18 protein-coding genes are annotated in these 19,502 nt (G+C 72.2%); 8 read left to right on the top strand and 10 right to left on the bottom strand.

Features of this window, described 5'->3' with window-relative positions:
• Positions 1 to 78: 78 nt before the first annotated feature.
• On the bottom strand, positions 79 to 1,788 hold the full coding sequence (locus OG730_RS24050) for a FadD3 family acyl-CoA ligase (protein WP_327306180.1): 1,710 nt from the start codon (positions 1,786 to 1,788) through the stop codon (positions 79 to 81).
• Positions 1,789 to 1,882: 94 nt separating this feature from the next.
• On the opposite strand from OG730_RS24050, the gene OG730_RS24045 reads away from it, so the two are divergent.
• From OG730_RS24045 to OG730_RS24035, 3 genes are read left to right on the top strand one after another with little or no spacing between them, the layout of a single operon-like run.
• Positions 1,883 to 3,034, top strand: a complete 1,152-nt coding sequence (locus OG730_RS24045) for a lipid-transfer protein (RefSeq protein ID WP_327306179.1) — start codon at positions 1,883 to 1,885, stop codon at positions 3,032 to 3,034.
• A gap of 15 nt (positions 3,035 to 3,049) precedes the next feature.
• Positions 3,050 to 3,523, top strand: coding sequence for a Zn-ribbon domain-containing OB-fold protein (locus OG730_RS24040; protein ID WP_327306178.1), 474 nt, complete (start codon positions 3,050 to 3,052; stop codon positions 3,521 to 3,523).
• Entirely contained in the window at positions 3,520 to 4,323 is an 804-nt protein-coding gene (locus tag OG730_RS24035; protein WP_327306177.1) for an enoyl-CoA hydratase/isomerase family protein, read from the top strand. The genes OG730_RS24040 and OG730_RS24035 overlap by 4 nt, the downstream gene beginning before the upstream one ends.
• A 60-nt stretch (positions 4,324 to 4,383) precedes the next feature.
• Here OG730_RS24035 and OG730_RS24030 read toward each other — a convergent pair whose 3' ends face one another.
• Entirely contained in the window at positions 4,384 to 5,004 is a 621-nt protein-coding gene (locus tag OG730_RS24030; RefSeq protein WP_327306176.1) for a hypothetical protein, read from the bottom strand.
• A 119-nt stretch (positions 5,005 to 5,123) separates the two neighbouring features.
• Between OG730_RS24030 and OG730_RS24025 the strand changes: the two genes are divergently transcribed.
• On the top strand, positions 5,124 to 5,480 hold the full coding sequence (locus OG730_RS24025; protein WP_327306175.1) for a putative quinol monooxygenase: 357 nt from the start codon (positions 5,124 to 5,126) through the stop codon (positions 5,478 to 5,480).
• 89 nt (positions 5,481 to 5,569) lie between these two features.
• On the top strand, positions 5,570 to 6,145 hold the full coding sequence (locus OG730_RS24020; RefSeq protein WP_327306174.1) for a hypothetical protein: 576 nt from the start codon (positions 5,570 to 5,572) through the stop codon (positions 6,143 to 6,145).
• A 101-nt stretch (positions 6,146 to 6,246) separates the two neighbouring features.
• On the opposite strand, the gene OG730_RS24015 is transcribed toward OG730_RS24020, so the two are convergent.
• On the bottom strand, positions 6,247 to 6,741 hold the full coding sequence (locus OG730_RS24015) for a peptidylprolyl isomerase (RefSeq protein ID WP_327306173.1): 495 nt from the start codon (positions 6,739 to 6,741) through the stop codon (positions 6,247 to 6,249).
• Positions 6,742 to 6,853: 112 nt separating this feature from the next.
• Complete coding sequence (locus tag OG730_RS24010) at positions 6,854 to 9,298, bottom strand: protein serine/threonine kinase AfsK (RefSeq protein WP_327306172.1); 2,445 nt, start codon at positions 9,296 to 9,298, stop codon at positions 6,854 to 6,856.
• A gap of 445 nt (positions 9,299 to 9,743) precedes the next feature.
• On the opposite strand from OG730_RS24010, the gene OG730_RS24005 reads away from it, so the two are divergent.
• Positions 9,744 to 11,414 carry a hypothetical protein gene (locus OG730_RS24005; RefSeq protein WP_327306171.1) on the top strand — a complete coding sequence of 557 codons (1,671 nt, stop codon included), beginning with the start codon at positions 9,744 to 9,746 and terminating at the stop codon, positions 11,412 to 11,414.
• A 35-nt stretch (positions 11,415 to 11,449) separates the two neighbouring features.
• On the opposite strand, the gene OG730_RS24000 is transcribed toward OG730_RS24005, so the two are convergent.
• Entirely contained in the window at positions 11,450 to 12,250 is an 801-nt protein-coding gene (locus OG730_RS24000; protein ID WP_327306170.1) for a VOC family protein, read from the bottom strand.
• A gap of 301 nt (positions 12,251 to 12,551) precedes the next feature.
• On the opposite strand from OG730_RS24000, the gene OG730_RS23995 reads away from it, so the two are divergent.
• A complete protein-coding gene (locus tag OG730_RS23995) occupies positions 12,552 to 13,199 on the top strand; it encodes a TetR family transcriptional regulator (RefSeq protein WP_250742709.1) in 648 nt (215 codons plus the stop codon).
• Positions 13,200 to 13,272: 73 nt separating this feature from the next.
• Here OG730_RS23995 and OG730_RS23990 read toward each other — a convergent pair whose 3' ends face one another.
• The 5 genes from OG730_RS23990 to OG730_RS23970 all read right to left on the bottom strand — a co-directional run bounded on the left by OG730_RS23990 (position 13,273) and on the right by OG730_RS23970 (position 18,008).
• Positions 13,273 to 13,746: a nitroreductase family deazaflavin-dependent oxidoreductase gene (locus tag OG730_RS23990; RefSeq protein WP_327253356.1), complete on the bottom strand. Its 474-nt coding sequence runs from the start codon at positions 13,744 to 13,746 to the stop codon at positions 13,273 to 13,275.
• Entirely contained in the window at positions 13,746 to 14,966 is a 1,221-nt protein-coding gene (locus OG730_RS23985; RefSeq protein ID WP_327306169.1) for an acyl-CoA dehydrogenase family protein, read from the bottom strand. Before OG730_RS23985 ends, OG730_RS23990 begins: the two co-directional genes overlap by 1 nt.
• A gap of 97 nt (positions 14,967 to 15,063) precedes the next feature.
• Complete coding sequence (locus OG730_RS23980; protein WP_327306168.1) at positions 15,064 to 16,164, bottom strand: restriction endonuclease subunit S domain-containing protein; 1,101 nt, start codon at positions 16,162 to 16,164, stop codon at positions 15,064 to 15,066.
• Between the two features lie 194 nt (positions 16,165 to 16,358).
• Entirely contained in the window at positions 16,359 to 17,768 is a 1,410-nt protein-coding gene (locus OG730_RS23975; RefSeq protein ID WP_327306167.1) for an N-6 DNA methylase, read from the bottom strand.
• Positions 17,769 to 17,825: 57 nt separating this feature from the next.
• Positions 17,826 to 18,008: a hypothetical protein gene (locus tag OG730_RS23970; protein WP_327306166.1), complete on the bottom strand. Its 183-nt coding sequence runs from the start codon at positions 18,006 to 18,008 to the stop codon at positions 17,826 to 17,828.
• 263 nt (positions 18,009 to 18,271) lie between these two features.
• Between OG730_RS23970 and OG730_RS23965 the strand changes: the two genes are divergently transcribed.
• Complete coding sequence (locus OG730_RS23965; protein ID WP_327306165.1) at positions 18,272 to 19,456, top strand: acetyl-CoA acetyltransferase; 1,185 nt, start codon at positions 18,272 to 18,274, stop codon at positions 19,454 to 19,456.
• Positions 19,457 to 19,502: the final 46 nt, after the last annotated feature.

The following is a 19,502-nucleotide window of genomic DNA, read 5'->3' as shown; positions in this document are numbered from 1 at the left end:
GCTACCAGGCGCCGATCCCCCTCCGCCCGGGGCCGTCCGGCGTCGGCGGTGTCCGCGGCGTCAGAGGCGTCAGAGGCGTCAGCGGGTGCGGAGTTCGCGTTTGAGGACCTTGCCGCTCGCGTTGCGCGGGAGTTCGGATACGAACTCCACCTCGCGGGGGACCTTGTAGTTGGCCATCTCACGCCGTGACCACGCGATCAGGTCGTCGGCCGTGAGGACCGCCCCCGGGCGGCGGACCGCGTACGCCTTGCCCACCTCGCCCAGGCGCGGGTCGGGGACTCCGACCACCGCGACGTCGGCGATGTCCGGGTGCAGGCCGAGGAGTTGTTCGATCTCGGCGGGGTAGGCGTTGAAGCCGCCGACGATGAACATGTCCTTGATCCGGTCGGTGATGCGCAGGTTCCCGGCGGCGTCGAGGACGCCGACGTCCCCGGTACGGAGCCAGCCCTCGGGGGTGATGGCCTCGGCGGTTTCGGCCGGGTCCTCGAAGTAGCCGCGCATGACGTTGTGGCCGCGCACCCACACCTCCCCGGCCCGGCCCGTGGGCTGGGGCTCGCCGTCCGCGTCCACGATCCTGACCTCGGTCCCGGGGATGGCCCGGCCCGAGGTCGACGCGATGATCTCCGCCGGGTCGCCGCGACGGCACATGGTGACGATGCCGCTCGCCTCGGAGAGCCCGTACGCGGTGAGGACGGTGCCGATGTGCAGCTCGCCGCGCAGCCGTTCCACGAGCTGGAGCGGGACGACGGCCGCTCCGGTGACGACCAGGCGCAGGGCGGAGAGGTCGTGGTGGTCGCGCTGGGGGTGGTCCAGGAGGGACTGGTGGAGCGTGGGCGGGCCGGGGAGTACGGAGATCCGCTCGGCGGCGATGTTGGCCAGGACTGTGTCCACGTTGAAGACGGGCTGGGGGACCATCGTGGCCCCGCGCATCAGGCAGGCGATGACCCCGGCCTTGTAGCCGAAGGTGTGGAAGAAGGGGTTCACGATCAGGTAGCGGTCCCCCTCGCGCAGACCGGCGAGCTCGCTCCACACCTCGTAGCAGCGCAGGGACTGGGCGTGGGAGATCACGGCGCCCTTGGGGCTGCCCGTGGTGCCGGAGGTGAAGATGATGTCCGAGGGGGCGGTGGCGGGGATCGCGTCCGTACGGGCGCGCACGGCTTCGGCGGATACGGAGTCGCCGCCGGTCAGGAACTCCTTCCAGGTGCGGAAGGAATCCGGGGCGTCCTCGGACAGGACGACGACCTGCTCCAGGTCGGGCAGGCCGGGCAGCGGCCCGGAACCCTCGCCTTCGGCGGCGGCTCGGCGCAGGGAGGCGACGTAGGAGGTACCGAGGAAGGTGCCGGTGACGAAGAGGAGCCGGGCGCGGCTGCGCTGGAGGACGTAGGCGGCTTCGGAGCCCTTGAAACGGGTGTTGAGGGGGACGAGGACGGCTCCGGCGGAGACGGCGCCGAGGCCGGAAACGATCCATTCGAGGGTGTTGGGCGCCCAGACGGCGACCCGGTCCCCCGGTTCCACGCCGGCGGCCATGCAGGCGGCGGCGGCCCGCTCGACGCGCTCGCCGAGCTGCGCGTAGTCGATCCGGACCCGCCCGTCGACGACGGCCTCGCGGCCGGCGTAGCGCGCGGCGGCGTGCCGGACGAGTCCGCCGATGCTGGTCCAGGCGAGATCGGCCCGGCCGTCCTCCGGGGTGGCCGTCGCTTCCTCCGTGACGTTCGTCGCCGCCACCGTGTCCGTCGCGGCCACCGTGTTCACGATCCCGCGCCCGCGCTCGTCCTCGTCCTCGGTCATCGTCCGCCCTTCCCTGCAACACCAGTAGCTGACTATCCGTCAGATTAGCTGTAGCCTTCGCGGCTGTCAGTACTGGTGCACCCCGGAGGTGGCGATGGCGGCAACGCTCAAGGACGCTACGGCGATAGTCGGCATCGGGCAGACCGCCTTTGCCAAACAACTGCCGCAGTCCGAAAAGGAACTGGCCTGCCGGGCCATCCTGGCGGCGCTCGACGACGCGGGCATAGACCCGTCCGAGGTCGACGCCTTCTCCTCCTACACGATGGAGGAGACCGACGAGGTGGAGGTCGCCAAGGGCATCGGCGCCGGCGACGTCACCTTCTTCTCCAAGATCGGCTACGGCGGCGGCGGTTCCTGCGCCACCGTCGGCCACCTGGCCGCCGCCGTCGCCACCGGCCAGGCGAGCGTCGGCGTGGCCTGGCGTTCGCGCAAGCGCGGCTCGGGGCCGCGGCCGTGGAAGAACACGGCCGTCCAGCTCCCCACCCCCGGCCAGTGGACGCGCCCCTTCGGCCTGCTGCGGCCCGCCGACGAGATCGGCATGCTGGCCCGCCGCTACATGCACGAGTACGGCGCCACCCGCGACCACCTCTTCAACGTCGCGATGGCCTGCCGCAACCGGGCCAACGAGAACCCGGCCGCGATGATGTACGAACGCCCGCTGACCCGCGAGATGTACATGACCGCCCGCATGATCAGCGACCCGCTCTGCCTCTTCGACAACTGCCTGGAGACCGACGGCGCGCTGGCCTGCGTCATCGTCAGCGCCGAGCGCGCCCGCGACTGCCGCCAGAAGCCCGTCTACGTCCACTCCGTCGCCCAGGGCCTGCCCTCCCAGCACCACGGCATGGTCAACTACTGGAACGACGACCCGCTGTCCGGCCCCGCCTGGACCGCCGCCCGACACCTGTGGAAGCAGGCCGACTTCGGCCCCCAGGACGTGGACGTCGCCCAGATCTACGACGCCTTCACCCCGCTGATCCCGCTCTCCCTGGAGGGCTACGGCTTCTGCGGGCGCGGCGAGGGAGCCGCCTTCACCGAGGGCGGGGCCCTGGAGATGGGCGGCCGGCTCCCCATCAACACTGGTGGCGGCGGCCTCAGCGAGGCCTACGTGCACGGCTTCAACCTGATCAACGAGGGCGTCAAGCAGCTCCGCGGGATCTCCACCGCCCAGGTGCCCGACGCCGCGACCTGCCTGGTCACCGCCGGTGAGGGTGTCCCCACGTCCGCCATCCTGCTGCGAGCCTGAGGAGCCGAGGAATCCATGACCACGCAGACCACGACCACGACCACCTCCGCGGACGAGCTGCTCCTCCCCGTCCCCGACGAGGACGGCGCCCCCTTCTGGGAGTACGCCGCCCAGGGCGAACTCCGCATCCAGGCCTGCGCGGCGCCCGACTGCGGGAAACTGCGCTTCCCGCCCCGCCCCTGCTGCCCGCACTGCCGGTCCTTCGACTCCGAATGGCGCCGGATGAGCGGCCGGGGCCGGATCTGGTCGTACGTACGGCCGCACCCGCCACTGCTGCCCGCGTACGCCGCGCAGGCCCCGTACAACGTGATCCTCGTGGAGCTGGCCGACGCCCCGCAGATCCGCCTCGTCGGGAATCTCGTCACCTCCGCCGACGCCCCGCTGGACTCGATGGACCCGGCGCGGCTGCGCATCGGGGCGCGGGTCCAGGTGGTGTTCACCGAGACGGGCGGGATCGCGGTGCCGCGCTGGGTGCTGGAGAAGTCTTGACGGCCGCCGACCGGGCACCCGGACTGCGGGTGGAGCGGGACAAGGCCACCGGGGTCGCGGTCGTCACCCTGGACCGGGAGCGCAAGCACAACGCGATCGATCTGGCGACGGCCGCCGAACTCGCGGCCGTGTGGCGGGAGCTCCGCTACGAGGACGACGTACGGGCGATCGTCCTGACGGGCGCCGGGCGGGCGGCCTTCTGTACCGGGATCGACCGGGGCGTGGAGGTGCCGCAGCCGTCCTCGCCGTACTCGGTGGACGACCCGCTCGTCGCCATCGGGCCGAAGGCGAACGACCTGTGGAAGCCGGTGGTCGCCGCCGTCAACGGCATGGCCTGCGGCGGGGCGTTCTACCTGCTGGGCGAATCGGAGTTCATCATCTCCTCCGCCTCCGCGACCTACTTCGACCCGCACACCAGCTACGGCATGGTCAGCGCGTACGAGGCGATCTACATGGCGCAGCGCATGCCCTTCGGCGAGGCCGCCCGCATGTCCCTGATGGGCACGGCGGAACGGCTCTCCGCGCGGCGGGCGTACGAGATCGGCCTGGTCTCGGAGCTGGCGGAGCCCGAGGCGCTGCTCCCGGCGGCCCTGCGGGCGGCGCAGACGCTGGCCGGCTTCCCGACGGAGGCCGTGCAGGGCACCGTACGGTCCCTGTGGGCGGCGAAGCAGGCCACCCTCCAGCAGGCGCTGGCGCAGGCTCCGGGGCTGGTGGCCCTGGGGAACCTGCCGCCCGAACGGCAGGCGGAGCTGTTCGCCGGGCGACGCAGCGGGGCGGGACCGGAGCCCCGGATCCGCTGAGGTGCCCGATCCGCTGAGGTGCCGGGCCCGGACCCGTCGTGCGGGGCGGGCCCGGCGCCGCTAGCGGGTCTTCCTCGTCGACCTGGGCTTCGGCTTGCTCGGCGTCTTGCCGCCGGTGCTGCCGCCCGTCGTGGACCCCGAGGTCCCCGAGCCGGACGTAGAGGTCGGGGTCGGCGACGCGGTCGAGAGGGTCTGGACCGGGCCCACGGTGCAGCGCCGGACCTCGCCCGCCTTGGCCGCGCTCGTCATCGGCAGGTCGACCGTCCGGCTCTCGCCCGCCTTGAGCGTGAGGTCCACGGAGCCGGAGTCGACCCGACCGGAGGCCCCTTCGAAGACCAGCGGGACGCGGAAGGTGTGCCCGGACGTCGCGTCGGAGGTGACCTTGACGGTGGCCTTCGCGACGGACGGCCCGGCGCAGGTGACGACCTCGGCGTGCGCGAGCGGCCGGGTCTCGGTCGCCGTGGCCGTGGGCGTCGCCGTGGAGCCGCTGCCGCTCCCGCCGCCGCCCGTGCCGCTGTAGCTCTTCTTCTTCGACTTGCTCTTGGAACTGGAGCAGCCGCCCCCGCTGCTCTTGCTCTTACCCTTGCCGCCGCTGCCGCCCGTCGACGAGAACCCCGTCAACGCGAGCACCACGCCCACCAGTACCGCCGTGAGCCTGACCCGCCGCCCCGTGACCACCATGGCCTGAACCCCTCCCCGTTGGACAACCGGCGGCACGCTATCAGGCGGCGGAAAGCGCACCGGTACGGTGGCCGCCACGAGCCGCGAACGCGCTCGGCCGCTCTCCGGGGGGACACAGCATGACCGACGGGACCAACACCACCGCCGACACCACCGCCAACACCACCGCCGACGACGCCGGCGTCATCACCGCGATCGCCCGCCTCCAGGCCCGGCCCGGTCTGGAGGCGGAGGTCCGCTCCCAGGCCCTGTCCCTGGTCGCGCCGACCCGGGCGGAAGCCGGCAACGTCTCCTACCGCGCGTACGAGGACCCGACCGCCCCGGGCACCTGGGTCATCCTGGAGGAGTGGGCGGACGCCGCCTCCTGGGAGGCCCACCTGGCCTCCCCGCACCTGACGGAGGCCCTGTCCCGTACGGCGTCCCTGCTGGCCGGGGCGCCGGTCCTACGGGTCTTCCCGCCGGCGCTGCCCTCGTAGCGGCGGGGCGGGACTCCGCGTGCGGGACTCCGGGGGCGGGCGTAGCGTCGGGATCGAGATCCAGACCCACTCCCCCCGGAGGGCCGGGCATGATCCGCAACGTACTCGGCTCGCTCATGGGTCTGATCGGAGCGACGGCCGCCGTCTGGAGCCCCTTCCGCGCCTGGTACGACGGCCGTCACGGACGCGATTACCGCATCGAGGAACTCTTCGACTCCGCCGGGATCACCGACGACAAGGCCGCCCTGCTGGGCTCGCTGCTGCTGCCGTTCCTCTTCGCCGCCGTACTCGCGCTGGTCGCCATCGTGCTGCGCTCCCGGCTGCTCATGGCCTTCTCCGGGGTCGTCGTCCTCGGCTTCGCCGTGCTGTGGATGGTCCGCCAGGGGCAGGCCGCGGGGAGCCTCTCGGTCGGCGGCGGCGACGGCGAGGGACTCGGCGACGGCCTCGCCAACGCCTTCGGCGCGGGCGCCCTGCTCATCCTCGCGGCGGCCGTGATGAGCGGCCGGCCCCGCCGCCGCGACCGGGTCGCCCGGGAGACGGCCCCGGAGCCGTACGCGGAGCCGTACGCGGAGCCGTACGCGGAGCCCGACCCGACGCCGGTCGAGGACCCCGCCCATCCCCCGGCCCCGTCGGCCTGGCCGCCTCCGCCGAAGGACCACTCGTAAACCGTCGGCCGTCCACCCGGCGGCCCGGGCCTCCTGACATGACGGCGGCCCCGTCCCCCTGAGGGGGCGGGGCCGGCCAGCCGTTGCGGGCGGGGTGGAGATCAGGCCTCGACGACGCCGGAAGCCGCGATCTCGATCTTGCTGCGCGTGGAGCCCGAGGGGGAACCGAGCTTCTCGATCGCGTCGACGATCTCCTTGCCCTCGGTGACCTCGCCGAAGACGACGTGCTTGCCGTCGAGCCAGCCGGTGACGACGGTGGTGATGAAGAACTGCGAGCCGTTGGTGTTGCGGCCGGCGTTCGCCATCGACAGCAGGTACGGACGGTCGTGCTTCAGGGTGAAGTTCTCGTCGGCGAACTTCTCGCCGTAGATGCTCTTGCCACCCGTGCCGTTGTGGTTGGTGAAGTCACCGCCCTGCAGCATGAACTGCGGGATGACGCGGTGGAAGCCGGAGCCGGCGTAGCCGAAGCCGTTCTGGCCCGTGCACAGCTCGCGGAAGTTCTGGGCGGTCTTCGGGACGACCTCGTCGAAGAGGTTGAAGACGATGCGACCGGCGGGCTTGCCGTCGATGTTGATGTCGAAGAATACGTTGCTCATGGGGTCCATCCTGTCACTCCTCGTGCGGTGCGCGACCCCGAGGGGGCCGCGACCGGGCCGCGACCGGGCCCCCGAACGGCTCAGCCGCAGCTCAGGCGGCGGCTGAGCCGCGTCAGCCTCCCGTACGGGTTCCCGTGCCCTTGGCGGCGTCCAGTGCGTAGACGCAGCGGTCCTTGCTGCACGCGTAGACCACGCCCGCCTCGGCCACCGGGGCTCCGGTGATCTCCCCGCCCGTGGCCAGCTTCCAGCGGAGCTGGCCGCCCGACGCGTCGAGGGTGTACAGGCAGTGGTCGGCGGATCCGAAGTGCACGCGGCCGTCCGCGACCGCCGGGGCTCCGGTGATCTCCCCGCCCGCCGCGAACCGCCACTTCGGGGTGCCGGTGACCGCGTCGAGCGTGTACACCGCGCTGCCCGCGGCCAGGTGGACGTTGCCCGCGGCGACCAGGACCGGGTCGGCGGACTGCCGGGGCTCGGTGGCGATGCGCCAGCGGTCCTTGCCGGTGGCCGCGTCCAGGGCGTAGACGGTGCCCAGGTAGTCCGCGAGGTAGACCCCGCCGCCCGTGACGGCCGCGCCGGGGGCGAAGGCCGGGGGCGCGAGGAACACGGCGGGGGCCTCGAAGTGCCAGCGGACCCGGCCCGAGGCCCGGTCGATGGAGATCACCCGGGTGCCGGCGGCCACGTAGACGTTGCCGTCGGGGGCGGGGGTGACCCGTACGGGCACGTTCCCGCAGGAGGCCGAGTCGCCGATCGGGTAGGACCAGGACTCCCGGCCGGAGCGGGCGTCGAGGGCGCGCAGCCGGGCGTCCTGCCACACGTAGACCGTGCCGTCGTGCAGGACGGGAGCCGCCTCGGTGGTCTCGAACTCGCTCTGCGCGCCGGTCAGTTCCCACAGCTTGTGCCCGCTGGACGACTCCCAGGCCTGTACGCCGCCTCCGCGCGTGGCGGTGACGACGGTGCCCCGCTCGGCGCGCAGGGCGTACACCCAGGCGTCGGCGGACAGCCGCCAGCGCTCGGAGCCGTCGGTGGCGTCCAGCGCGTAGAGGGAGGGGCCGTCGGAGGCGTGGATGCGCCCGTCGGAGACGGCCATGGACCAGGCGACGTCGCGGGTCTTGAACTGGCGGCGGCCGCTGGCCACGTCCAGGGCGTGCACCTCGAAGGAGGTGACGTAGAGCAGGTCGCCGGCGACGGTCGGAGTGCCCCAGACCTCGTTGGACATCCGGAACCGCCAGGGCCGCCACCGGCCGCTGTCGGGGGCCGGGCCCGGGTTCGGTACGAGGACCGAGGGCGCGGGGCCCGCCACCGGGGTGCCGGCGGGCGGCCGGATCCAGCCGGTCGCGGAGTCCGCGGCGGCGGCGTGGGCGGCCGGCGCGGAAGCGGAGGCCTGCGGGCCCGGGCCGATCGGCACCGGGGAGCCGCCGAGCCGCACGGGCTCGCCCGAGGGCGCCATCGGCGGGTGCTCGGGGCGCTGCGGGACGGCCTGGCCGGTGCGCGGGTCGGTCCAGGGGTCGGCTCCGCCGCGCTGGCGGCGGTGCGTGGCGGGCCCCGAGGCGGGACCGGACCCGTGACCGGCGGCCGGACCGGCGCTCTCGATGGGCGCGGAGATCCCGGCCCGGGGCAGCGCCGGCTTCGGCACCGCCGCGGCGGCGGCCGCGGCGGCCGCGTTGCGGTGGCCGGCCCGCCGGGCCTCGATCATCGCGACGGCCCGCTCGGGCAGCCACGCCGAGGCGGTACCGCTCTCGTCGCCGCCCTCGAAGAGGTGCGGGGCCAGCTGCGCCTGCAGGTCGGCCGGGGTCGGCCGCTGCGTGGCGTCCATCTGCATGCAGGAGTCGATCAGCGGGCGGAGCTCGTCGGGGAGCCCGTCCAGGTTGGGGCCCTCGCGCAGCAGCATGAAGACCGTCTCCACCGGGTTCGCCCCGTGGTACGGCGGATGCCCGGTGGCGGCGAAGACCAGCGTGGAGCCGAGCGAGAACACGTCGCTGGCGCCCTTGACGCTGCGCGAGTCCTTGGCCTGCTCCGGCGACATGTAGGCGGGGGTACCGACGGCGACGTTCGTCATGGTCAGGCGGGTGTTGGAGACCCCGCTGGCGATGCCGAAGTCGATCACGCGCGGGCCGTCCTCGACGACGAGCACGTTGGAGGGCTTCAGGTCGCGGTGGACCAGGCCCGCCCCGTGGATCGACTGGAGCGCCTCGGCGATGCCGGCGGCGAGCCACCGTACGGCCTGGGCGGGCATGGGCCCGCACTCGTGGACGATCTCCTCCAGGGAGGGCGCCGGTACGTACGCGGTGGCCAGCCACGGCACGGCCGCGCGCGGGTCGGCGTCGACCACGGCCGCGGTGTAGAAGCCGGAGACGGCGCGGGCCGCCTCCACCTCACGGGTGAAACGGACCCGGAACAGCTGGTCCTCGGCGAGTTCGGTGCGCACCGTCTTGATCGCCACCCGGCGTCCGGACGCCGACCGGGCGAGATAGACCAGCCCCATGCCGCCGGCGCCGAGCCGTCCCAGCACCTCGAAGGGGCCGATCCGTCTCGGGTCGTGCTGCGTCAGCTGCTCCACCACTCGCCTCCACACCCATCCCCGTACGGGGTCCTACGCGGTCCCCGCTCTTCCAGCCGTCGCCGGTGGCGTCGCCGTCATCGCCGTCACGTCACCGGATGCGCGCGAGCCGCCGCGGGGCCGTGCCCCGTGCAGCGTCTCACCCCCGGGGGCCGCCCGGGTCGCGCACCCCCGATTCTGTCAGGCCCGCGCCTGGTCCGGCCCCGGCACGGCGGGCGAGCCGGGCCGGGGCCGGACGGGCCGCTGCGGGACGAGCGCGCGCTGAACCCGCGGCCCGTACGGAAAGTACGTAGGGAAACCCGTACGGAAAGGCGTGCGGAGAGGCGCGCGGAAGGGTGTACGGAAAGGCGTACGGAGAGGCGTACAACCCATCGCGGGTGCCAGGGGTCTAAGCCCCCGTTCAGCTCGTCTCGTTCAAGGTCCGGGGGGATCCGTGCGTCACCGTTTGACTTCGGCCGTAGTCGCCGCCACTGCGCTGATCGGGGGCCTGGCCGTGCCGGGGTCGGTGCACGCCGCGGCCGAGGGGACCGGCGGGTCCGGCGCACCGGGTGCGTCGTCCGTCCCCGACGTCGATCCTTCCCCCGGATCCGCCGCGGTCCCCGCGGCCCCCGCGGCCCCCGCGCCCCCCGTCTGCCCGCCGGACATGTACGCCAAGCAGGACGGATCCCTCAGCGTCCACAGCGCGCAGGACGGGACGGGCGTGCCCGAAGGCCTCGTCGTCCACCTGCGGGACAAGAAGACGGGGCTGCGCGTGGCCTCCGTCGACACGTTCCGCAAGGTGACCGACCCGGACGGCGTCTTCCCCGACTTCCAGCTGGTCTCGGAGCCGCTCAAGCCGGCCGCGCTCGGGATGTACACGCTCGAACTCGGCTCCGCCGCCGGGCCCGTCGTCTGCGGGGACTTCGACTACCGGCTGCGCTCGGTGGTCGGCAACGTGGACGCGGCGGACGGGGTGTCCCTCGACCAGCTCGGGACCACCGTGTCCGCGGACGTCACCACCCTCGACCCGCGCACCGGGGCGACCGCACCGCTGAAGAACACCAAGGTCCTCATCTCCGGCGACCGCACCTCGCAGGAGGCGACCACCGACGCGCGGGGCCACGTCTCCGCTCCGTTCGCCTTCCGGGGCACGGAGGACCACACCGATGTGCGCGTCGACGTCCTGGAAACCCCGGACCTGAGCCCCGGAAGCGGCAGCGAGACCGCCCGCGCGGTCCGCCAGAAGGCCGAGATCGTCCTCGACCCCGAGTCCCGGAAGATCAAGGCCCGCTACGGAACCACCACCAAGATCACGGGCCAGGCCCTCAGGACCGCCGCGGACGGCACGCGGAGGCCCGTCCCCGAGGGCACGGCGATGCTCGCGGACCTCACCGGTGAGCCGAAGACGACGGCGGACGGCCGGTTCGAGCGGCAGCTGATGACGGTCCACCGCGGCCCGGTGAAGACCACGTGGGCGGGCGGCAGGTCCCCGTGGCTGCGGTACGTCAGCGCGGCCACCAAGGTCGAGGTCGTCGAGGTCAGCTATTTCACGGAGGTCAAGACGACGATCGGCGCCGCCGGCGTGACCTTCACCGGGGGCCTCGCCCACAAGCCGCTCAGCCCGGCCCCCACCCTGATCGAGGTGCAGTACTCGGCCGACGGCAAGACGGACTGGAAGACGCGCAACGTGTTCACCGTCGATCTGGTCTCCGCCCGCTTCGAGCAGACCCTGCCGGGCGAGGCGGACGGCTACTGGCGGCTCCGCTACGCCGCGGCGGCGCGCATGCAGGGCTCCGTCACCGAGCCGGTGCGGCTGACCCGGACGGCGACGGAGTTCACGAGGTTCAACGCGGGGCCGGAGCCGCTGCGCGAGGGCGAGACCTTCTCCGTCAAGGGCACCCTGCGGCACGGGACCCCGGAGGAGGCCTACGGCGGCCAGCTCGTGCTGTTCTACTTCCAGCCCGCCGGCAGCCAGGAGTACGTCTACAAGGGCCACTCGGTGACCACCGAGGCCGGGGACTTCTCCCACGCCTTCACCGCCGAGGGCACCGGCGCCTGGATCGCCCGCTACCGCGACGCGGACGGCAAGCACTTCGACGCCGAGAGCCGCCGGGACGACGTCACCGTGAAGCCGTAGGACGTACGGGACCGGGACCGGCTGGCAGCCAGCCGCTAGCGGCCCGTCCTGGTCCGCGGCTCCGAGAGCAGGCCGAAGACCGCGCCCTGGTTGTCCGCGACCACCGCGATGCGCCCGTACGGAGTGTCGAAGGGGTCGGCGGTCACCCGGCCGCCGAGGCGCTGCACCATCGCCACGGACTGGTCGCAGTCCGGGACGGCGAAGTACGCGAGGAAGTGCGCGGGCATGATCTCCGGGAAGGCGTCGGTGATCAGGCTGCGCCCCAGGACGGCGGTCTCCGAGCCCGGCGCGGTGCCGGGCGGGGACCAGACGCGGTACTCGATGCCCGACACGTCGTCGTTCTGGTCCTCGGGGACGTAGCCGAAGACCTTGGCGTAGAAGACGTCCACGGCGTCGCGGGCCCGGGTGTACACCTCGGACCAGCAGTACGTGTAGGGCTCGTTCTGGGCGTCGAAGCCGTGGTGGGTGCCGGGCTGCCACAGCCCGAAGACGGCCCCGCCGGGGTCGGCGGCCATCGCGGCGGTCCCGTAGGGGCCGACCGGCATCGGGTCCATCACCATCTGGCCGCCGGCGGCGCGGATGCGCTGGGCGCAGGCGTACGCGTCGGTGGTGTAGAGGTAGATCCCCCAGACGGTCGGCATGCGCCCGTCGGGCTTGGGGGCGAGGGCGGCGACGTTGCGGCCGCGGCTGTAGGCCTGGGTGTAGTGGCCGTACGCGGCTCCCGCACTGTCAGCGAAGGTCCACCCGAAGAGCTCACCGTAGAAGCGCTTGCCGGCTTCCACGTCCGGCAGCGAGGCGTCGACCCAGCAGGGTGCGCCTTCCGCGAATGCGGCCATGAGCCCGGTTCCTTCCGTTGTGCGGGGGTGTGCAAGGGTGTGCACCCTCCGCGCACGTTCTGCCTCGCTCGCCCAGCCATGTCCTCCGGATCATGATGTGCCCGAAAACTTGTCCACAGCCTGTTGATAAGACTATTCGGGGGATAGGCGCCGAAGCCGGACGGCGCGCCCGGGGCGCCCACCCGGCCGGAATCGCTCGCTGTGACCGGCCGGGAGCGCGGTACGCCCAGGCCAGGCGTCCCGTAACCCCATTTGCAGGCGGCCGAATCGCGCGCCGATCACCCCTCGGTAAGCTGACGGCATGACAGGACAAGTACGCACCGTCGACGGTCGCGTTGCCGGCCGGCGCGGTCAGGCGACGAGGCAGAAGCTGCTCGACTGCCTCAGCGAGATGCTCAGCTCCTCGCCGTACCGCGACGTCAAAGTGATCGACGTCGCCCGCAAGGCCGGTACCTCCCCCGCGACCTTCTACCAGTACTTCCCGGACGTCGAAGGCGCCGTCCTGGAGATCGCGGAGCGCATGGCCAACGAGGGCGCCCAGTTGACCTCACTGGTCGAGGGGCGCGCGTGGGTCGGCAAGGCGGGCTGGGCGGCGGCAGAGGAACTCGTGGACGGCTTCCTGGAGTTCTGGCGGCGCAACGACGCGATCCTGCGGGTCGTCGACCTCGGCGCGGCCGAGGGGGACAAGCGGTTCTACAAGATCCGCATGAAGATCCTGAACTCCGTCACCAACTCCCTCACGGAGTCGATGAAGGAGCTCCAGGCCAAGGGCAAGGTCGACAAGGACGTGAGTCCGGCGGCGATGGCCGGTTCGCTGGTCGCCATGCTGGCGGCGGTCGCCTCGCACCAGAAGGGGTTCCAGACCTGGGGCGTCAAGCAGGCGGAACTGAAGCCGAACCTGGCGCTCCTGGTCCACCTGGGCATCACGGGCAAGAAGCCGACGAAGTAAGCGGCGGACCCCCACCGGGTCCGCCGCCGCTTCGGCCTTACGGGGCTTCGGCCTTACGGGACTTCCGCCGCGATCAGCGACGCTCCAGGCGGAACAACCGGATCTCGCGCTCGATGCGCGCCTGGTACGCCGCGTACGGCGGCCAGAACTTCAGTACCGCCTGCCACGCCGCCGCGCGTTCCTCACCCGCCAGCAGGCGGGCGCGTACGGCGATGTCCTGACCCTTCCAACTCACGTCCGCGTCAGGGTTCTTGAGCAGGTTCCCGGTCCACGCCGGGTGTCCGGGGCGGCCGAAGTTCGAGCCGATCAGGATCCAGCTCGCCCCGTCCTGCTCCGGCATGCACGCGAGCGGGGTGGTGCGCGGTTCGCCGGTCTTGGCTCCCTTGGCGGTGAGGATCACGCCGGGGAGCATCTGGGCGCTGAGGATGACCTTGCCGCGGGTCAGCTTGTGCACCGCCTTGTCCATGGCGGGGATGAAGTGCGGTGCGATCTTGGCGAACAGCATGGTCGAGGAGACCTTCTGCATCAGCTTGACTCCGGGCGCCATCAGACGGCCACCTTCTCGTTCCGTGGGGTGGGGGCGGGGGCTTGTACGGGCGCGGGCCCGAGGGGCGCGAACAGCCCGGCGGCTTCCGCGGCGTGGGCGCGCAGCCGGTGGACGGGGCCGAAGAGCAGTTCGTCGGCGGCCGCCCGCTTGAAGTAGAGGTGCGCGTCGTGCTCCCAGGTGAAGCCGATGCCGCCGTGCAGCTGGATGGCTTCGCCGGCGGTGATCCGCAGCGCTTCCAGGGCCTGGGCCAGGGCGAGTCCGCCCTGTTCCGGGTCCCAGGCGGCGTAGTAGGCGGCGGAGCGGGCCGCCTGGACCTGTACGTAGAGGTCGGCGAGGCGGTGCTTGACCGCCTGGAACGAGCCGATGGCCCGGCCGAACTGCTCGCGCTGTTGTACGTACTCCACGGTGCGCGCGAGCGCCTGCCCGGCCGCGCCGACCGCCTCGGCGGCCAGGACGGCGGCGGCGCCGCGTCCGGTGGCGGCGAGGGCTCCGGCCACGTCGGCGTCTTCGCCGCCCAGCAACTCGGCTTCGACATCGCGAAGTTGGATGCGGCCCTGCGGGCGGGTCTCGTCCAGGGTGGTCTGCCGGTCCCGTACGAGGCCGGGCGCGTCCTCCCGTACGAGGAACAGCAGGGTGCGGCTGCGAGCGAACCCTCCCGCGTGCGCGGCGACCAGCAGCAGCGAGGCGCTGTGACCGTCGAGCACCTGGGCCACCTCCCCGTACAGCCGCCAGCCGCCGTCCACGGCGCGGGCCTGCACCCCGCCGGACCGGCCGCCGCCGGCCCATTCGCCCGGGGCGTTGTCCCCGGTCAGGGCGAGGGCGGTGGCCAGCGCGGGGCCGGGTACGGCGAGCGCGGCGGTGAGCCCGCCCGCCGCGAGCGGCGGCAGCAGGGCGGAGCGCTGCTCGCCGGTGCCCAGGGCGGTGACCAGCGGCACGGCGAGCACGGCGGTGGCCAGCAGCGGTGAGGGCAGCAGTACCCGCCCGGTCTCCTCGCAGGCCAGGACCAGGTCGGCGGGGGCGCAGCCGACGCCCCCGTACTCCTCGGCCACGGCGATGCCCGGCAGCCCGAGCTGGCGGGCGAGCTGCTGCCACAGCTCGCGGTCGTGTCCGGCGGCGGTGCGGACGGCGGCCTTGACCTCGTCCGGGCCGCAGCGTTTGCCCAGGATCTCGCGCAGGGTACGCCGTATCTCGTCCTGCTCCGCGGTGAAGGCGGCATCCATCGTCGGGCTCCTCCCCGTATCTGACGGGCCGTCATGTTAGGGCGAGCGGCGCCATAAGCCCAGGGGGGCGGAGACTTCTCCCCGCGGCCGGACGTCGCTACCGCATGCCGAAGAGGCTCTCCTGCACTCCCTCGCCGCGCACCGATGGTCCGTGCGCCGGGGAAGATCCACGGGAAGTGCGGGACCCTCCTGCAAGGAACTCGTCGAGCAGCACCTCCCGCAGGGCAGCGAGGGTGCCGACCTCCTCTGCGGCGGTGCGCGCCCGCCGGTGGAGACGCCCGGCCACCTCGGCGAAACGGGCGCGGACGTCGACCGGGGGCCAGGGGACGGCGGCGGCCGCGAAGGCACGGTGGCTGATCTCGCGGCCACCCGCGCCCTGCGCCGTCGATGCCAGGTCAGCGGCATGGCAGCGGATCGCGTGCAGCAGCCAGTACCGGTCGTCCTCGGATTCCGGCTCAAGGACGAGCACTCCCCGGCCAAGGGCGACGGCAACGTCGTTCACCACCACGCGCACGCCGTCCTCGCGGACGGCCACGAGCAGCGAACCGGGCGGGCAGAGCGGCACATCTGCGGCGGCTTCCTGCTCGGTGCCGGTACGGGCGAGGTGCGCCAGCTCGCTCTGCAGGATGTCCGCGGGCGCGACGACTGGCACGGACGGCCCTGCGTACCCTGCCGGACCGGGCTGCGCGCCCTCCGGGTGCGGCCGCATGCGGGATCCCCCGCCGATCCGTACGAGCTCCCCGAACCTCGACGTCGGCAGCCACCCTCCGGCCGTCTCCGCCCGGAACCAAGCGTCCGCGACCGCAGGCACCGTACGCACGATGTCGGCGTCGACCTGCGCCTTCTCCTCCATCACTGCCATCAGGCGGAGAAACTCCCGCGCCTGTGGGAGCGGCGGCACCGGCACCGGAAGCTCGCGCAGCGCGGCAAGGTTGAGCGTCACCTGCAAGGTGGTGGCCTTCGCCCGGCTCAGGCACCACTGGCGTGCATAGGAGGAGTTGAGCCATGTCGCGAGCCACTCCGGGTTCACGGGAGCGGCCTCGGCGAGGCTGACCCGTCCGACCGTCCGGGCGATGTTCCACCCCTCGCACTCTCCGGTGACGAGGGCGGCTTCACCCACTCTGCCGACCATCACGACTAGGACGTCTCCCATACCAATCCGGCTGCGCAGGTTGCCGCGGTCCACCTCGGCACTCACGCGCCTGACATGATCCGAACGCACCCGACCGCCCTGGATGTCCGCGGCGCGGACCATACCCACGCCGTGATCCACGTGCGGGCCGGGGCGAGTGATCCCGTACCCGATGGGCGATCGCAAGGGCAGGTCCCCGAGAGGCACCACTTCCCAGCCACGGGGGAGCGCCCGCAGGAGCTCTTCGACGCGCCCTGTGGTCACCGGTTACCCAAAAGGAATCGGAGCTCGTCTTCCAGGCGGCGCGAGTCCTCGAAGTGGCGCTCCAGTTCGGCAGTCAACTCCTCCAGCCGCTGATGGACGTCCGACTCCGCCGCGTCGCCGACCTGTCCGGGTACGTGCCGGGACGGCAGTACGTCGAAGTCCTGGGCGGCAAGCTCCTCGACCGAAACCGACCGGGACCATCCAGGCACGTCCTCGTACGGGGAGGCGCCGGACTCCCCGCACCACGACGCGTAGGTTTCCACGACGCGCTCGACGGCCCCCTGCGGAAGGATTCGCTGACGCTTGTCCACGGTGAGGGCGGTCTCGCGCGCGTCGACGAGGAGCACCTTGCCCCGTTCATGAGCGGGTCGGATGCCTCCGAGTCCTGAAAGGATCCACAGGCACACCGGGTTGCGGACGTGTGGGATGAGGCCCGCGGGGAGTTCGACCACCGCGGCCAAGAGATCTGACTCGACCAGACGCGCCCTGATGTGCCGTTCGGCACCCCGCGTGCCAGTCGCCGCACCGGTGGGCAGGAGGATCCCGGCCCGCCCTCCGGGCGACAGCTTGTCCACGCACCGCTGCACCCAGGCGAAATTGGCGTTCCCTTCCGGCGGGACGCCTAGGGGCCAACGTCCCTCGTACCGGCCGCCGTGGTCCCAACGCGCCTGATTGAACGGTGGATTGACCGCTACGACATCGAACGTCTCCCCCGGGAAACCGTCGTGGAGAAGACTGGACGCGGGCCCTTCGAGATGGGCTTCAAGGTCGTGGACACTCAGATTCATTGCGGCGGTCTCCAGAGAGGCCCCCCTGCTGTCCTGACCGAAGAGGCGCAGCCCCTCCGCCTTGCCGTCTCGCGCCGCCACATACGCGGCGGATTCGACGAGCAAACCACCCGATCCGCACGCGGGATCGTAGACGGACTCGCCCGGGCGCGGCGCCAGCAGGTCCACCATCAGAGCCCTGACGTCTCGCGGCGTGACGTACTGGCCGCCCTTGGCGCCACGAGACTGCGCCTCCAGTACGAGTTCGAACAGCCGGACGGGGCTCTGGGCCCGGGCCACCGCATCGATGACGTCGCGCAGCTGCGACGGGTTCACCGCGATCAGATCCGGAAGGGACAGCCCTCGACTGCGCCCCGGGCCCTCCTTCCATTCGGCCACCCCACGGCGGACGATTTCGTACAGGCGGTGCCCGCCCTCGTATGACGACTGGAGTTCATCCCAGGCGTACCGACCGAACAGCTCGGACCGCGCGTCGTCGGACTGCGACGACTCCGCGTGGTGCCGCAGCAGCCCGAGGAGCAGGAGGAGGCGGTACGCCTCCTCGACGGACATGACACCGTGCAGGGCGTCCATCGCCCGCCCCAGTGCCGCCGCCTCCTGGGCCGCATTCGCCGCCACATTGCCTCCTACGCACTCACGGCCATCCCGTACCCACCCATCATGCCTCGCAGGTCATCAGGCCCGGAGATAGTTGGCAATCAGGAACCCGACGCCGACGAGCGCCACGAAGGTGGCTCCGCTCGCGGCCAGCGCGACCGACGGCTCGGCCCCCATCGTCCGCAGGCAGACCCCCGCCGCCACGCCGGCGAAGCCGGCGAACGTGACGATGAGCGCGACCACCAGAACCTTGTTCGCCATGAACCCCCACCACTCCTGAGTCGGATTTCAATCGTTCGGTCGCACCGGAGCGGCAATCCACTCCACCCCATCGACGCAGACACGACTGTACCAGATGTAGCAGTCGGTTTGGTTTTGAGTTAGCAGTCGGTTCGGGTTCGCAGCTCCACTATTTCAGGATGCGTAATTCACCGCCTCCAATTACTCCGCGCAGCACGATCCGCGGGACCGCCGAAGATCTCAGGCCCTGCCCCGTATCACCGATCTGATGTACCGTCAGATTCATGTCATCAGCCACTCCTTCCGATGCCCGCCGGCGGGTCGCCGTCGTCGGTGTCGCCCTCTCGGACTGCGGCCGGGTGGACGGCCCCACCCCGTACGCCCTGCACGCACAGGCCGCCCGCCGGGCCCTGGCCGACTCCGGCCTGGACCGCTCGGTGATCGACGGCTTCGCCTCGGCCGGCCTCGGCATCCTGGCGCCCGTGGAGGTCGCCGAGTACCTGGGCCTGCGCCCCACCTGGGTGGACTCCACCTCGGTCGGCGGCTCCACCTGGGAGGTCATGGCCGCCCACGCCGCCGACGCCATCGCGGCCGGCCACGCCAACGCGGTCCTCCTCGTCTACGGATCCACCGCGCGCGCCGACATCAAGGCCCGCCGCCGCACCTCGAACCTCTCCTTCGGGGCACGCGGCCCCCTGCAGTTCGAGGTCCCGTACGGGCACACCCTCGTCTCCAAGTACGCGATGGCCGCGCGCCGCCACATGCACGAGTACGGCACGACGCTGGAGCAGCTCGCCGAAGTCGCCGTCCAGGCACGGGCGAACGCCGCCACCAACCCGGACGCGATGTTCCGCGACCCCATTACGGTCGACGACGTCCTGTCCTCCGGGATGATCGCGGACCCCTTCACGAAGCTGAACTGCTGCATCCGCTCGGACGGCGGCTGCGCGGTCCTGCTGGCCGCGGAGGACTACGTACCGGACACGGCCAAGGAGCCCGTCTGGATCCTCGGCTCCGGCACCGCCGTCTCGCACACCACGATGTCGGAGTGGGAGGACTTCACCGTCTCCCCGGCGGCGGTCTCGGGCCGCCAGGCCTTCGCCCGCGCCGGGCTCACCCCGGCGGACGTGGACCTCGCCGAAATCTACGACGCCTTCACCTATATGACGCTCGTCACCCTGGAGGACCTCGGCTTCTGCGCGAAGGGCGAAGGCGGTGCGTTCGTGGAGAAAGGCCGCCTCCTGCGGGACGGCGAATTCCCGGTCAATACGGACGGCGGCGGACTCTCCGCCTGCCATCCCGGCATGCGCGGTCTCTTCCTCCTCGTCGAGGCGGTGCGCCAACTCCGCGGCGAGGCGGGCGAGGGGCAAGTGCGCAAACGCGGCGGAACCCTCCCACAGGTGGCCATCGCCTCGGGCACGGGCGGCTGGTTCTGCTCCTCGGGGACCGTCATTCTCGGACGGGACTGATCTTCCTGTCGGTGCGGCTGCGTAAGCTCCCGGACGGGCCGGGCAC

The sequence above is a fragment of the Streptomyces sp. NBC_01298 genome, assembly GCF_035978755.1.
GTDB lineage: Bacteria > Actinomycetota > Actinomycetes > Streptomycetales > Streptomycetaceae > Streptomyces.
This window is presented reverse-complemented; position numbering and strand designations above follow the sequence as displayed.